Genomic DNA, 14,061 nt, shown 5'->3' on the forward strand with positions numbered 1-14,061 from the left:
CGAAACTAAGGAGCCTATCCGCGGCTTGTCGCCACGAATCGTTATTTCTAGAACTTCCAGGCGTATATGTCGATTTATTCTTTACTATTTTGAATGGCAAAAGGCACAGGCGAATTACTTGTATTGAATTCGCTAAACACGGACAAAATAAGACGCCTGGTGGCATATGTACCACTGAAAACGCCAAAGAGCAGGACTATTACCAGTTTTACTGCTTAACCACCAAATGCAAAACCACATTATCCGCAGTCCAGAGCACCGGACTCAATAATCTATTCCCTCTTTATACCTTTTAGCTTGCTCATCTTCGTTTAATCCCATTGAGTGATATTCTCTCGCTTGTCTTGTCAGCAGCGCAGCCACTTTCGGCCATTGAACGTTAATTCTGTTAGCACATTTTTGGAGCTCATCTTCAAGCTCATACTCTTGTTTCCCGCCTTCTTCTAAACTACGACTAACCGCCCCTCTTTTGTTGAACAGCTCAGCACTGAAACCTTCATCTAAAGACGTGGATTGAGAGTCTTCTATTATATTACATACTGATTTACATGGCCATGTGCCGTCACTATCAGCGGGAGCATAAGCCAGTACTTTTCCAATATAGTAATCTCCTCGTTTAGTTAGATCACGCGAGCCCAGTATCTTTTGAACTTCTTGAATCCATGATCTCAGTTGTTCTTCGACAATTTCACTTGACTCATTGACCGCTCCAGGGATTGTTCTCCAAGTATTTAGCAGAAGCCAAGCTTTTTCCGACTGCTCTTTCGGGACCTCCGGCTGTTTTCCACCATTAGCAGTTTCTGGGTATACAAGAGAGAGAATGTCAGCAAAATAGCGCGGATCATCAGCGAGTTTCCGGTGCAAAAATAAGCACACATGCCCATCATTAAATGCACGCAAATAGGCCCATTCAAGTTTCTCAAGACGAGTACGGTCTATACTCACACTATCTTGGAGGAGTTTTATCAGCACTTCTATTTCATGACTAGATAATGTCTCACTTTCATGATCATGGCATATCAGGAACTTTTCCATAAGATCAGCCGCTAAGCCCGAATCAACTTTAACAGCACTGGCCTCACAATATAACGCGAGCAATTTGAGAGCGTCCACGATTCGTCCATGACTCGCAAGCTGTTTTGCTGCTTCATTGGCTAACGTGAAATCGGTTCCTAAGTGATCAATTGGAAACTCCAGCCAATGTATCATCTCCACTTCTTCATCATAACTACCAAGAGATGTCCATACTTCATCGAATTCATTAGAGAGTAAGAGCAAGCGAGCTTTTACCGTGTTGGACAAACTATCACTATGCATTATCTCCAGTAGATTGCTTAATTTACCATTCGTTAGCCTATACAAAGCCGATCTCGCAAAAGAACATACTTTGGAAAACTCGCTTTCTAATAGTCTGGCAATCGCGTGTTCTTGTATCTGTAGGCCGAGACAAGCAAACGCGTCTCCAACGATCCAAGGGCATTCAACTCTTTTGGCAAGTCGCAATACGCTCTCCAGACCACCTTCCTCAAAGACCTTACTAATTGCATCATTTCTGGCTTTTCCTAGAAGCTGCTTTCTATCAATCGACTGGTTATGATTGTCCAAGACGTAAACCAACCAGTCGTAAGTAAATAGCGGGGCTACTTGAACAACAGGATCCACGGGTTCTAGCTCTTTCATGACTGATTTGAAGTATTCGATATCTTTGAGATATAAAGACGCTGACACATTTGCTGAAGACTGATGTTTCCCGATAAGTTTATAAAACTCCAACCATATCGCATCACGTGTATCGGTTGGTTTCAACTTAGCTAGACTAAGCTTATTCAAAGCAGTATTTTTGCTCTTTTGAGGCAAATAAGGCAACTTAGGGATGATCTTGATCCAGATTGATGGATCACTTTCAGCAAGGTCAACAGCACAGCCAAGATATACGTTAATATCATCAACGATTTGATTGTCGGTCGGCTTATTTGGTGAAGCGGATTGTCTAAATTCAAACGGCGTAATTGTTGAAGTGCTTTCTCCTATCCTGGGAATGAGAGCAATAACTAGTGATTTACCAACCTCAGGTAGTTTTCTGCAGACTTTTTGAACGAACGAATGCCTTTCATCCGATAATGCAGCTGTTTGAGGATACCATACACGCAGAATAGTAGCGAGAGAGTTTAACGGCCGATTAGCAAGTTTCCCGCCAGGATCGTAATCAGCAAGTAATGCAAGTAACCACATAGCTCTCCCAAAATAATCGGGAACCATTGCCAGGCGTTCCAAAGCCCAAAGCACTTGTACATGCGGGCTGGTAGGTGCCAACAAATTAGATGATTCATGGAATAATTTATCCATAAGTACACCGCTTGGACTTATTGCTCTTTGCAATTCATCCAGAAACTCTTCGGGTGCCGCCTCAGCAATTTCCAACAAAACATCATTTATCGAAATCCATATGCCCCCGGTGCAATCGTCATTTGCGAAGCGCAGTATATCTGAAACGACATTGGCCGCCCAATCCGAAAAAGACAGAGAGGGAAAATCGCTTACAGTCGCACTCGAGGAACCTAGCAAGGCTAGTGTAGTCGCAATTCCCTTTCTAAGATCGTCAGATTCTTTCCTCCCCTTTCCATAAATTTTCGCCGCCCATCGCTGATCTTCTGGAAGTGCAAGGGCGGGATTTGCTTCTTCCAGTGCAGAACAAACCACCTCTCGAAAGGCAACCAAATCGGATCTTGTTATCGCTTGCAACAAGCGTTCAGCACTCTCAATGGGGGAAATAACTGCACGCACACTTCCAAATATTGAAAAAATAGGATTAGCACTATTAGCGTCCTTAAGTAGCGCATCAGTTAACTCTTCATCGTTGGGGTCTATCACAAAACGAGCAACCACGTCTGCATCCCCCTTTATTGCACCGTCCCACCGCCCAAGCATCCATGCTCTTCTAACTAGTTGATTTGCATGAGGAGAATTTGAATTCGGTAAGAGCTCATCTGGAAGAGGTGTTAAAGCAATTTTATTACGCAGGAGTGGTATACTTTTATGTACCGCACGTGCATACTCCGTCTGTTTTTCATCTGATATATTTTTTGTTTTGAAATAGTTTACGGCTTTTTCATACGAGATGTCAGGCAAATTTATTGTTGGCGCGATTTGCTGCACTTTATTTACGCCAATAACTATATGGTGTCCGGTAAGTAGTTCAGCTTCTCTTACTAGAGCAGCATCTGACAAAAGCACAATCAGACGTTCTGACAGGTGTCTTAAATACTCCAGTGCGCTTGCCTCACTAACGACCACAGCTTTAGACAGCGTTCCTTGCTCATCAGAAAGCAAAGTCGCCGCCACGAATGCAAGACAATCTTCAATCGTCACAGACCGTATTATTATTTGACTCGGCTTGCTGTCACTTAGTTTCTTCTTAAGAAGACTTTTTTCATAAGATCGATTACACAAGACAAGCTCAGAAGTAAGTAGATTATCACACGGTTTTCGGTAGTCATTCCACCAAGTTTCCAGACTGGATAATCCATGAACCGATTTCCCGCACATTTCAGAAAACCACAAATATACCGTTGGAGTTTCCTCAAGCGCTGTTAATATGTCATCGGCGGTATATACACGGACTTCTTTCCATATTCCCTCTTTGCTTTTCTCGTGAGCCCAAGCCTGTGCATCCGCCCATCTCCCCAGGGTAACAAACACGAAGGTGGTTTCGGATTGGTTTATACCTAATGGTTCTTTTGTACGCTTGATATAGTCAGAATTAGCCTTAGCTTTGATACCACGAGATGTGCCAAATTCCCATACACTGTACCCTGATGGAACAAATGCGTTTCCTTGCCCAGCACGCACTTGACCATCGTATCCACCTAGGTCCGTATCTTCCTCTCCGGGCATTTTAATAAAAGTGATTGTTTGATTTGACTGCAAGATAATTCTTCTTATCAGGATAGGCAATGCCGAACGAGCTGTAGTTGTTCTTCCAAATGAATAAACATCTTTGAGCTGAGCTAAATACGGCAGTCTCCCCATAATTCCCTTCCTGACCTTATGAAACGACTACACCTACTTTACTTCTTCGCCCTATAAGATTTGATACGTGCTTTTCAACGCTGTTTATACCTTAAATCAACCCTTATATGAGCATACGAATTTGCCTATGTCATACTGGGGCCTGCTGGCGTCCGCTGCTCTTATTTGAGCCTCAGTTTATAGCTACCTTTCTGACAAGCTTGAGGTATACCTTAAAAGATCAAAAGCTCTCTTTTTAGCCTTTACTATAGGGGCAGCCCGTTTCGCGCACATGGCAGTTCCTTCGCCATCGTCGTAGCGATAGGATTCCTGCTTGTCGTAGTGGGCATGAATGGAAGAGAGCCCATAACTCCGGCAGTTGCGAATAGTTTGATTCCGCCTGATCGGCACTCCACTGTTCTTAATATTGCGAGCTCGTTGGGAAGCTTGATTGGCATGCTCTGCAACACGATCATAGGTTGGAGTGCGGATCGAAATGTCGCAATCAATACCCTTGGAATCGCCGGGATTTTAGTTCTGATTGCGAACGAATATATGAAGAATACCTAATAGCTGTACGCATATCGAGCAGTAGCACCAACATGGGAAATCTGATATATAAATGCCGCAAAGATGCAGCATGTCGCTTTCAAGAAGACAAGATTTAATTAAGCAATCCACGTAGCACTTGAACCTAACCTCGTGGAGCATAAAATGCAGTACTGAGCCGAAGCACGGATTCTACTAGACCCAAATTGGCCATTTTGAAATCAAAGATGAACAAGTCACGGATGGCATAATATTATCTATTACGAAATTTGAATTCCACACGATGAAATCCTTGAAAGTTTAAACCAATCTGCTGACTGAGCCATAAGTAGACGAAGGATGTATGCCACATGTTAAGTAAAGCAGCGACAACATTCGTAGCCCTCAAAGACGTTTTGAGACACAAACCATTGGTTACATTATCGCTTGGTGCTTTCTTTACCAGTCTTGTCGGTGGAATCGTTAATCTCTTACTGACCATTCATGTATACGATATTTCGGGATCGTCTCCGCTGGCGGTCAGTGCCCTCTTTTTAGTTACCTTTATGCCAAATTTAATTGTAGCTCCGCTGTTTTCTGGTATAGCTGACAAATACAATCGCAGGATTGTTTTAGCAGTGGGCGGAACGCTACGAGCTCTTTGTTGTCTGTTGCTCGCATTTAACCATAACATTGCTCTTTCATTTATTCTTGCTTTTGTTATAACAAGCATAGCTGCGGTTATGAAGCCAGCACGATATGCAAAAGCTGCTGAACTAGTTTCAGATTCAAAACTGTCAGTTCTCAATTCTGTTTTATCTTTCATGATCAATGCTGCAGGTATCGCCTCTGGCGCCCTCGCCGGTTTGCTCACCAATTTCAACAGTGTCGCTGCATTTGCGGTTGCTGCTTTTGGCAGCTTAATTGCGGCTTCACTTGACGGTTGCTATTCACATGAGGAGCATAATTCGAAGCGAGCTGTCGATTCACACAATGGTTTTCGCGAAAGTCATAGTATTTCCTTCTGGGTTAAGTTAAAAGGGATAATTTCTTCAACCACCATTCGATTAAAAAATGTTTTAGACCTTATCAAAAAGGAACGACTTCTTGCTGCCCTGTCCATTGTTGTTCTTGCACTTTGGTTCGGCCTCGGACTACAAGAAACTCTACTCGTTGTTTTCACCCGTACGGTGTTACATGCTCCAAACTCTGTTTACGGGTATTTAAACACGATTGGATCCATTGGGGCACTTATCGGAGCAGCACTAGCTGCACCTTTTTCCTCAAATACCCGATCAGCAATAAAAAGTTTGCCAATGTCCCTCATCGCTTCTGGAATAGCCTTCTGCGCGTTTGCATTGAGCGGTCAATCTCTGATTTTCGCTTTCTGCAGCTTTTTTGTATTTTCCTTATTCTATACAATTGCCAATGTAATTGAAGAATTACTTGAGCAAGTTCTCTCCCCCAATGAATATAGAGCTTCTGTAATGTCCACTATAGGCGCGGTAGGTACGGTCGGATATCTTATCGGAGGATCTCTAACCGGCTGGTTATCAGACTTAGTCGGTCCTACGAATACCGCAATTCTAGCGGCAGTTAGTCTAATAGGCGCAGGAACCTTTGCGGGATTGACCATGCTTCGATATCGAGTAGAAAAGGTTTAGTTCAATTTTGTCCAACAAGAAAAAGTAATTAGCTGATAATCATAGTTCAATATTTAAAGTAAGGCATCAATAAGATGTCCGCGGATATACATGCATGCATGTAGAGTTATATTGACCTTCCTCGTGGTTCTTTGCGTGATATAGCTGTGCTTCTAAGTATGACTAACCGGAAGGGTTGATGACGCATCGGTCAGCCTACCGCAATGGATTCAGTTACTGCTCACCAGAAATGCAGGTTAGTGCTTGCACGACCAGTACTGTTCACAACAGGGCGATGTTGTACGGATATACATTGATGTAGGGTTGAGAGTTCCACGCCTCACACGGATACAGTCAAGGCAAGGTGGCAGACCCCTGGACCATGCAAGATCCGCAATGTCGAACTGGCTAAATGCAAAGCCTCCAATAGAGGTAGCAGTTGCCAATGAGATCTGCGACTATATGTGTCGGACATCAGGGTGGTCATCCGCAGGGCCGAGCAACGTATGACGGAAAGCCTAGCCCCTATCCTCTCTGACTGTGGATTCCCTTCGACTCTCAGAGGATAAGAAGGCGCCTTATGTGCTTGGACACAGTCAAGACGGGCGACCATCCACTGGCAGCACACCGACGCTACTAGAACAGGCGTTACGGTCTGCGCCTGGAACGCCGTACAAGGCGCGAAACCGCGCTGAAGCTCGCCAACCCCTCGAATATCGGATCGTCTGCGAACCCGACGCCGCCCTCCAAATCAACCAGGGCTACTACCAGCCCATACCCGATTCGAGCCGGATGCGCTACAAAGCACAGAGTCAACCCCAACAAGCAAGATCACCGTACAGAATAAATGGTAGCCTGCTGGTAGTCATAGAGGACGAAGGGAGAAGGTAAGTCATGCCCAACGCTGAACAGACCCCACAGACTCCAAAGACCCCACAGACACCCGTGCCCCCGTGGATGCAGCCACCGGAGGAAAAGCCGATTTACAAGAGGGTCTGGTTCTGGGTCGTCATCGCCGTCGTTGCCATTCTTGTTTTTGCCGCAACCGCAGGATCAAACATCAAGTTGCCAATCAGCGTCCCTAAGATCGAGACAGCCGGTATATCACAGCAACTGAACAAGATGAAGAAAACTATAAAAGCCCCTAAAAAACCTGCTAACCCTGACTCTGACAATCACAAGGCGGCTCTGGCTCAGGCGCAAGACTTCTCTGAGCTCCTGTACATGAGCAAGCAGGGCATCTACGATAGGCTCACCAGCGTGGATAAATTCACGCCCGAGGCCGCCCAGTACGCCGTAGACCATCTCAAAGCCGACTACAACGCCAATGCCCTTGCCGAAGCCAAACACTACCAGAAAAGAATGCACATGAGCAAGCGGGGCATCTACGATGAGCTCACCAGCGAGGATAAATTCACGCCCGAGGCCGCCCAGCACGCCGTAGATAACCTCAAAGCCGACGACAACGCGGCTGCTCACGCCAAAGCCAAACATTACCTGGAAATAACACACGAGAGCAAGGAGGGCATCTACTACGACCTCACCAGCGAGGATAAATTCACGCCCAATGTCGCCCAGCACGCCGTAGATAACCTCAAAGCCGACTACAAGGCCACTGCTCTCGCCGCAGCCAAAGACTACCAGAAGTACACGAACATGAGCCCAGCAGAAATCCGGCATCAGCTGGCCAGTCAGTACGGAGGTAAGTTCACCCCCGAAGAAGTGGCTTACGCCATGCAGCATCTCAATCAGTAACCAGATCCCAACGGATCAGCCCTGCTCCGGCGGGGCTTTTCCTTTGCGGGAACCTTTATCACACAAATGTCACACAAAATCAAGTTTTAAGCAAACTTGCCGAGTAATGGAAAAGCCCCGCAACCGTTGTGGCTGTAAGGCTTTCGTGTGGTGCGCCAGACAGGATTCGAACCTGCAACCTGCTGATCCGTAGTCAGCTGCTCTAATCCGTTGGGCTACTGGCGCATGTCATCTCGACGAGGAACTCGTTTTTGACAACTCATTTATATTACCGCAACTGTAGATTCTGTCCAGTCTGGTGTGTCGCGTGGAAAGCGGGAAGCCACAGCCTTCAGACCGACTGTGACCAAGACAGCCAGAGCAGATATTCCACATTGCCATGGGCTCCCGTTATGGGAGATGGCATGGTAGCACGGACAACGAATTCATACTCACATGCACAGGCCAAGACGCGCTCCAACGCCTCGTGCCTGCGATCCTCGTCCGTCACAATGCCATGATGGCCCAGCAGGCTGCGTCCGACCTCGAACTGGGGCTTGACCAGCAGCAGGCAGTTGGCAGCAGGCGCCAGCAAGGCAGGAAGGACGGGAATGACATAGGTCAGCGAGATGAAGGACACATCCGAAACCACATATTCCGGGCGATACGGCAGGTCGCCCAGCTGGACTTCGCGTATGTTGACACCGCTCCTGTCAATCACCCTAGGATCAGCGGCAATCCGTTCCAGCAACTGTCCGTGGCCCACATCAAGGGCGATAACTCGCCTTGCCCCGTGTCTGAGCAGAACGTCAGTGAAACCGCCCGTGGAGGCCCCGATATCGAGACAGAGCCTGTCCTGCGGACCGGGCATCCCCTGCGCCGCAAAAGTCGTCAGGGCGCCCTCCAGCTTCAGCGCTCCCCGGGAGGCATAGTCATCGCCCGGGTCCAGGAGAATTACATCGCCTGGCTGGACGCTCTGAGCAGGTCTTGAAGCCAGATGATCGTTGACCGTAACTCGGCCCTGCCGAATCAACGCCTGGGCTCTGGCCCGTGAATCCGTCAGCCCCTGTGCAGGCAGGATGCGGTCAAGCCGGTCGCGGGTGTGAGCCACGGTCCTTCGACGACCGTCCCCAGCGCTGACGACCGTGTCCTCAACGTTCACTTGCCCTCCCGGTTCAGGTCGTGCTGGAGCCCGGCCAGCACCTTGCCGAGCAGCTCGACCTGTTGGGCATCGTCCAGATCGTCCAATTGAGCCAAATCAGGGAAACGTTCCAAAAGAGGTGCCATAGCCTGCTTATCCATGGGCTCTTCGGGTACTGAGGCAGTCGTATCCTCGTCATCTGCCTGAGAGGACCATCCAGAACGCTCAGACTCTACAGGCTGCCCGGTCTGGCCGGACTGCTCAGGTGGCCCGTAGTGATTGGACTCCTGGGATGGTCCACTCGCTCCCGGTTGTCCGGAATCGACCTCTTCCGTCATGGCCTCTATGCCCCTACGACGAAGGCGGGCAGATCCAGCGCGTCCATGTCTCCGCCACGATCCTGGTACTCCCAGAGCGCACAGGCGCAGGCCCGCACGGCATCCAGATCGGACAGGGGGTCGCCGCCACCCTCAAGAGCACGCAATGTGACATGCCCGTCGTCATCCACCTTTGCGGTTTGGCCGCCGCAGTGCCAGGTCTGGTCGGCCTCCTTACTGGGCTGGGGTTGTGGTGCAGTCAGGCCGCGCAGGTCTTCAGCCAGATAGGTAGGCCGCAACTTGGCCGGTGCAGTCAGAATGGCAGGTGTTCGGGCCACACCCGTCAGGACGAGCATTGAGTCGTACCCGCCCCGGTTGGCTGCCTCGATGTCGGTGTCCAGACGATCGCCCACAGGCAGGCACCGGCCGATGTCCAAGCTCTTCTCCTGGCTGTCGGTCAACAGCTGCCGTGCCTCGTCGTACATGGCCGATTCCGGCTTGCCGGCCGAGTCCTCCGGCTGCTTGCCAGTAGCCAGAATCACCGGTTGGAGCATAGCCCCATTCCCGGGCGCCATGCCACCTTCGCGGGGCAGGGTCTGATCCTTGTTGGTGGTGAAGTAGCGTGCACCGTTTTCGATGGCAAAGGCGGCCTGGGCCAGGTCCTGCCAGCTCAGCTCGGGATACCAGGCCTGAATGACGGCCTCTGGCTTATCTGCGGCCTTGTTTACCGGTACCATTCCGTTGAGGCGGATCTGATCACGTAGATGATCGGATCCAATGACGAGCACCCTGGCTCCCTCCTGCAGGTGTCGGCGTAGCATTCGTGCGGCGACTACGGCCGAGGTGATGACCTGGCCATCGTCCAGGGTCAGACCGAACCCGCGCAGCTGATCGGCCACTACATGGGGAAACCGGGATGCATTGTTGGTGGTGTAGGCCATGCGCATGCCGAGCGTCTGAGCGCGGTCGATGCCCTCGGCCGCATGCTCAACAGGGTCAGCACCCCGGTAGACCACCCCATCCAGGTCAAGCAGTGCCAGATGATAGGTCTTTGCCGGAGCGTCGTCAGTTCCTTTGAGGAATACGGTCACTATTCAGTCCTAGCTTCATCAGGCGTATCGGACTCATTGACCTGCTCATCCTTGGCCTGTTCAGTTTCATGATCGATAGCGCCTGCCTCGGATCCTGCAGCCTGGACAGTCGCGTCACCGTTGTCAGCAGCAGATTTATCGGCGACAGCCACGTCAGCTTCGCTACCGTTCTGGTCACTTTGAGACCCATCGTCCGAAGTTTCTGCATCAAGGCGAGAGGACTCCCCCCCGGGTTGCTTCACAGTATCTGACGATTCCGGCACTTCAGATTCCGACACTTCAGATGAAGCAGTTGAGTCGGACGAACCAGTCGAATCAACCGCGTCGGATGTATCAGTCGAATCAGATGTATCAGTCGAATCGGATGAGTTACCAGTGTCAGTTGAATCCGCTGAATCGTCCGAAGCAACTGATTCTGGAGATTCCTCAACCAGGCTGTCATCGGCACCCTGATCGGATGCATCAGTGAAATCAGACTGGGCGGTTTCAGTCTCAGCTTCAGTCTCATCCGAGTCATCCTCACCGCCATCCGGGTCAATGGAGAGATCCTCCATCATGGCCGAATCCAGGTGCTCCAGGTCGTAGTCGATCAGGATTTCCTCAGACTGCCCGTCCTTCTGACCATCCTCGTCCTCATCCTCGTCGGCATACTCCGTCTCCAGCCGATCCAGCAGGGGTTCCAGCTCCAGAGCCTCCTGGCTGCGACCAGCCTGTTCGAGGAAGTTCTGCTCGGCCTGCACGGCACGCATCCGGTAGTCGCCGCTGAGCCCCCGGGCTTTGACCAGGGCCTGAACGGTCTCGATGGCCTTGTCCCAGAGGCCCAGATCGCCTAAGGCTCCGGCATAGACCAGGAACATCTCCGCCTTGGACTCGCCCTGCAGCTGGCTGCCCTCCTCAGAGGTGGCCTCCTCAATGGCCTTGCGAGGATTGCCCAGACCCCGCTCGCAGTCGGCGATGAAAGGCAGGTAATCGGAATAGCCGTTCATACGGTGTGCAGTGCGGAACTCCTTCAAGGCCAGCTTGTAGTCGCCCTGACGATAAGCCACCAGGGCCAGGGTTTCACGGGCAAGATCGATCCGCGAGGCCTGCCGGGCAGCCCACTTGGCATGAGCCAGAGCTCCCTGGGGATCAGTCTCCTCCAGCGCGTAGGCGGCCAGGATGTGCAGGCCGATGTTCTCCGCGTGTTCCTTGCTCAGTCCGCGCAGGCGCAGACGGTCATCCTTGGAGAGCATAGACCATTCAAGGCCCTTGGGCATCTTGGGCTCGCCAGGCCGGCGATCCGTGTAGGGGTTCTGCGAGGGATAGGAGATGGTCCCGTCTGAGTTGCGGCGACCGCGGTCATAGCCATTCTGGCGGTCACGCTGATAGGCCCCACGGCGGTCGTCATAACGATGGTCGTCACGACGACGGTCATCACGACCATGCTGGCCCTGATACCTGTTGCCATGGGAGCGGTCGCCCCGATAGCCGCCTTGACGATGGTCGTCATGAGAACGGTCACCGTAAGAGCGCTTGCCATAGGGACGGTCCCCACGTGAACGGTCCTGACGTGGACGGTCATCACGGGAGCGGTTGTTCCATGGACGATCCCCGCCGGACCGCTCATCCTGCCGACGATCAAACCTCCGGTCGTCACCCCGACGGCGGTCACCGTGGAAGCCCTGACCACGATCACGGTCACGGTCATGCCGCTGGTAGCCACGTCCGGAACGACGTTCGCCATATCCCGACCGACCGCGGTCGTTGTCATGATCACGATGCCCGTACCCACCATGCCCGTATCCGCCATGCCCATTGGCATGGAAGTCACGACGTGGACGGTCTCCATCCTTCCGACGGCCATGGCGATCCCGGTCGGAATCCCTGTGGAAGCCGCCGTGGCCATCCTGACGGTCATGCCTGTATCCGCGATTGTCACGGTCGAACCGGTCGTGCCCTCGCCCGCGGAAGGGCCGTTGTCCATTCCTGCCCTCGGAACGACGCTCTTCGCCGCCTTCGCCGTCATGGTTGTGGAAGTTGCCGGAACGGTGACCTCCCGAACGATATCCTCCGGAGCGGTACCCGCCCGAGTGAGAACCGCCCTTGTGGAAGCCCGAAGAGCGACGGCCGCCCGACCGGAAGCCGCCTGGGCGCGAACCGCCCCGGTCCCGTCCGCGATCGCTCCGGGAATGATTGTGTTCTTCTGCCATCAGTGTCCTTAATTCCTGCGTTCCTACTTGCCGGCCCGACGCTCAAGTGCGCCCAGGGCCTTCTTTCCTCTGCGAACCAGGGCGAAGCGCCCGTGCAGAAAGTCCTTGTTGCCCAATACCTGATCCGGATCCTCGACACGCTGGTTATTCAGGTAGAAACCGCCCGCGGCCACAGTCTTCCGAGCCTCGGAGACCGAACGGAAGAGTCCGGCCGCAACTCCGGCCTCCACCAGACGCTGACCCTCGCTGGCCGCAGGCAGGGCTCGTCCGCCTTGACCATCATCGACCTTGAGGCCGTCCAGTGCGGAATCCAGCACATCCTCGTCCAGCTCCTCCAGGGTCTTGCCACGACCGAAGAGGGCGCCCGAGGCATCGATGGCCCCCTGGGCGGCATGCTCGCCGTGCACGTAGGAGGTCACCTGCCATGCCAGGACCTTCTGGGCCTCGCGGGCACCAGGATCCTGGGCGGTCCGCTCCTCCAGACGCTCGATCTCGGCCTTGGGCAGGAAGGTGAAGGTCTTCAGCAACTTGACCACCTGGTCGTCAGGCTGGTTGAACCAGAACTGGTAGAAGCGGTAGGGGCTGAACATGGTGGGATCCAGCCAGACCGCGTTGCCCTCGGACTTGCCGAACTTCTTGCCCTGGGAGTCCGTGATCAACGGGCTGGTCATGACGTTGACGGAGGCATTGCGCACCTTGCGGATCAGGTCCAGACCGCTGGTCAGGTTCCCCCACTGGTCGCTGCCGCCCAGCTGCAGACTGCATCCGTAGCGGTCGAAGAGCTCCAGGAAGTCGTTGCCCTGGAGCACCTGGTAGCTGAACTCGGTAAAGGAGATGCCCTCGTCGGAATTCAGACGGCGGGCCACCGTGTCCTTGGCCAGCATGGTGCCCATGCGGAAGTTCTTGCCCACATCGCGCAGGAAGTCGATGGTGCTCATGGACCCTGTCCACTCATAATTATTGACGAACCGGACAGGGTTGTCCCCCTCGGTGTCCAGGAAGCGTCCGATCTGTCCACGCAGGCGCTCGGTCCATTCGGCCACGGTCTGCTTGGGATTCAGGGTGCGCTCACCCGACTGCCGAGGGTCGCCGATAAGCCCTGTGGCCCCGCCCACAACGGCGATGGGATGCAGACCGGCCGCCTGCAGGTGGCGCATGTTGAGCAACTGGACCAGATTGCCCACGTGCAGAGAGGGAGCTGTGGGGTCAAATCCGCAATAATAGGTCACCGAGGGGTCGGCCAGCACCTTCCTGAGCTCGGACTCGTCCGTGCACTGGGCAATGAGACCGCGCCACTTGAGTTCGTCGAAAAGCGAGTCGAAACCCGCCTGCCTGAAATCGGTGACCTGCGACATGAGAGGCTACTCCCTATCGAATATTTGATGAATGTACGCTAAACCCTACTATTCT

At 52.2% G+C, this 14,061-nt stretch carries 8 protein-coding genes and 1 tRNA gene; 2 read left to right on the forward strand and 7 right to left on the reverse strand.

The window, feature by feature from the left end; genetic code table 11:
• Window positions 1–264: 264 nt before the first annotated feature.
• Complete coding sequence (locus JF70_RS08960; RefSeq protein ID WP_156149602.1) at window positions 265–4,029, reverse strand: hypothetical protein; 3,765 nt, start codon at window positions 4,027–4,029, stop codon at window positions 265–267.
• Between the two features lie 878 nt (window positions 4,030–4,907).
• Here JF70_RS08960 and JF70_RS08765 point away from each other — a divergent pair.
• Both JF70_RS08765 and JF70_RS05040 read left to right on the forward strand, forming a co-directional pair.
• Window positions 4,908–6,200 (forward strand): MFS transporter, encoded by a 1,293-nt coding sequence (locus JF70_RS08765; RefSeq protein ID WP_082069410.1) that lies wholly within the window; start codon window positions 4,908–4,910, stop codon window positions 6,198–6,200.
• Window positions 6,201–7,073: 873 nt separating this feature from the next.
• Entirely contained in the window at window positions 7,074–7,934 is an 861-nt protein-coding gene (locus JF70_RS05040) for an Ltp family lipoprotein (protein ID WP_052690758.1), read from the forward strand.
• Between the two features lie 148 nt (window positions 7,935–8,082).
• On the opposite strand, the gene JF70_RS05045 is transcribed toward JF70_RS05040, so the two are convergent.
• From JF70_RS05045 to tyrS, 6 genes are all read right to left on the reverse strand, one after another.
• Window positions 8,083–8,159: transfer RNA gene (locus JF70_RS05045), tRNA-Arg, on the reverse strand.
• Between the two features lie 106 nt (window positions 8,160–8,265).
• Window positions 8,266–9,024 (reverse strand): TlyA family RNA methyltransferase, encoded by a 759-nt coding sequence (locus JF70_RS05050; RefSeq protein ID WP_045936157.1) that lies wholly within the window; start codon window positions 9,022–9,024, stop codon window positions 8,266–8,268.
• Between the two features lie 47 nt (window positions 9,025–9,071).
• Window positions 9,072–9,392 carry a hypothetical protein gene (locus tag JF70_RS08965; RefSeq protein ID WP_156149604.1) on the reverse strand — a complete coding sequence of 107 codons (321 nt, stop codon included), beginning with the start codon at window positions 9,390–9,392 and terminating at the stop codon, window positions 9,072–9,074.
• Window positions 9,393–9,397: 5 nt separating this feature from the next.
• Complete coding sequence (locus tag JF70_RS05055) at window positions 9,398–10,462, reverse strand: HAD-IIA family hydrolase (protein WP_045935508.1); 1,065 nt, start codon at window positions 10,460–10,462, stop codon at window positions 9,398–9,400.
• Window positions 10,462–12,651: a helicase gene (locus JF70_RS09180; protein ID WP_231578859.1), complete on the reverse strand. Its 2,190-nt coding sequence runs from the start codon at window positions 12,649–12,651 to the stop codon at window positions 10,462–10,464. The genes JF70_RS05055 and JF70_RS09180 overlap by 1 nt, the downstream gene beginning before the upstream one ends.
• 23 nt (window positions 12,652–12,674) lie before the next feature.
• Complete coding sequence (gene tyrS, locus JF70_RS05065; RefSeq protein WP_045935509.1) at window positions 12,675–14,006, reverse strand: tyrosine--tRNA ligase; 1,332 nt, start codon at window positions 14,004–14,006, stop codon at window positions 12,675–12,677.
• Window positions 14,007–14,061 lie beyond the last annotated feature (55 nt).

The sequence above is a fragment of the Bifidobacterium mellis genome (genome assembly GCF_000967265.1).
GTDB lineage: Bacteria > Actinomycetota > Actinomycetes > Actinomycetales > Bifidobacteriaceae > Bombiscardovia > Bombiscardovia mellis.

Bases quoted from the DNA above. Each gene is read 5' to 3' on its own strand.
- JF70_RS08765 (WP_082069410.1), top strand. From the start codon at position 4,908: ATGTTAAGTAAAGCAGCGACAACATTCGTAGCCCTCAAAGACGTTTTG.
- JF70_RS09180 (WP_231578859.1), bottom strand. From the start codon at position 12,651: ATGGCAGAAGAACACAATCATTCCCGGAGCGATCGCGGACGGGACCGG.
- JF70_RS08965 (WP_156149604.1), bottom strand. From the start codon at position 9,392: ATGACGGAAGAGGTCGATTCCGGACAACCGGGAGCGAGTGGACCATCC.
- JF70_RS05040 (WP_052690758.1), top strand. From the start codon at position 7,074: ATGCCCAACGCTGAACAGACCCCACAGACTCCAAAGACCCCACAGACA.
- tyrS (WP_045935509.1), bottom strand. From the start codon at position 14,006: ATGTCGCAGGTCACCGATTTCAGGCAGGCGGGTTTCGACTCGCTTTTC.
- JF70_RS08960 (WP_156149602.1), bottom strand. From the start codon at position 4,029: ATGGGGAGACTGCCGTATTTAGCTCAGCTCAAAGATGTTTATTCATTT.